The 1,424-nt window shown below is 70.8% G+C and carries 1 protein-coding gene; it reads left to right on the forward strand.

Annotation, left to right across the window (positions count from 1 at the left end):
* Positions 1 to 190: 190 nt before the first annotated feature.
* Positions 191 to 1,405 carry an IS110 family transposase gene (locus ACIRFL_RS43845; protein ID WP_404041378.1) on the forward strand — a complete coding sequence of 405 codons (1,215 nt, stop codon included), beginning with the start codon at positions 191 to 193 and terminating at the stop codon, positions 1,403 to 1,405.
* The last annotated feature ends 19 nt before the right edge of the window (positions 1,406 to 1,424 follow it).

The raw sequence follows: 1,424 nt of genomic DNA on the forward strand, positions 1-1,424 counted from the left end.
TCGTGGCTCGGGCACTGACTGACGCCCTGCTGGGCTGTCCTCCGGCTGTTCTGTCCGGCCGCCGGGACCTGTTCTCATGGCTCCGGCCGGGCGGAACATGACCTGATAGGAGCTTGGTCAGAAGCCCCTTCAATGTCCTGTCTGCGCCACCCGGCCGGTGCCCACCTCCGGCAAGGAAGGCACCATCAGCATGACATCAGCGGCGGCACCAGACACAGCGGACCAGGATGTGTTCGGCGGGGTCGACTCCCATGCCGACACCCTTCACGTCGCCGTCATCAGCGACAACGGCGGCCACCTCGCGGACGCCGAGTTCACCACGACTGCTGCCGGATATGCCGCGGCCCTGGCCTTCCTGAACGCCCACGGCCAGGTGATCGCGATCGGTGTGGAAGGCACCTCTTCCTACGGAGCCGGCTTCACCCGCGCCGCCATCTCGCACGGGCATCCGGTCGTCGAGGTCAACCGGCCCGACCGGGCCGAACGCCGCCGCATCGGCAAGTCCGACCCCATCGACGCCTACGCCGCCGCCCGCGCCGCACTGTCCGGACGGGCCTCCAGCGCCCCCAAGGACGACACCGTCGCCGGCATACGCGCCCTGCACAACGCCGCCCGCTCCGCCGTCAAGGCCCGCACCGCGGCCCTGAACCAGATCGGCAGCATCCTCATCACCGCGCCCGAGACCATCCGCGCCAAGTACGGCCGGCTCAAGGGAACGGACCGCACCGACACCCTGGCCCGGCTGCGGCCGGCTGGTGACGCGGTCCACACCGCGGTCCTGACCGCGCTCAAAAGCCTCGCCCGACGCGTCAACGAGCTGACAGCCGAGCACCAGGCCCTGGTCAAGGCCCTGGACAGCGTGGTGAGCGTCCACAACCCCGGCCTGCGTGCCGCCTACGGAGTCGGCCCCGACACCGCGGCCCAGCTGCTGGTCACCGCCGGAGGCAACCCCGACCGCATGCGGACCGAGGCATCCTTCGCCGCCCTCTGCGGAGCCGCACCGGTCCCCGCCTCCAGCGGCCGGACCAACCGCCACCGCCTCTCACGCGGCGGCGACCGGGCAGCCAACGCGGCCCTCTACCGCATCGCCCTGGTGCGCATGTCCCACGACTCCCGCACCCGCGAGTACGTGGCACGGCAGACCGACGCAGGCCGAACGAAGAAGGAGATCATCCGGCTCCTGAAACGGGCCATCGCCCGGGAAATGTTCCGCTGCCTGACCACCACGGTCGCCGTCCCCGGCATCGCCGACCTGCGGCCCCTGCGCCAGTCCAAGAACCTCACGCTCACCGCCGCGGCCCAGCACCTCGGAGTCTGGCCCGCCACGATCTCCACCCTCGAACGCGGCATCCGCCGAGACGACGACCTCGCCCACGCCTACCGCGACTGGCTCCAAGCCGCTTGACAGGCAATAGGAGCATCAG

The organism is Streptomyces sp. NPDC102462, from assembly GCF_044765425.1.
GTDB lineage: Bacteria > Actinomycetota > Actinomycetes > Streptomycetales > Streptomycetaceae > Streptomyces.

What these genes read in the sequence shown, in the direction of transcription:
- ACIRFL_RS43845 (WP_404041378.1), top strand. Translation starts at nt 191, where the DNA reads ATGACATCAGCGGCGGCACCAGACACAGCGGACCAGGATGTGTTCGGC.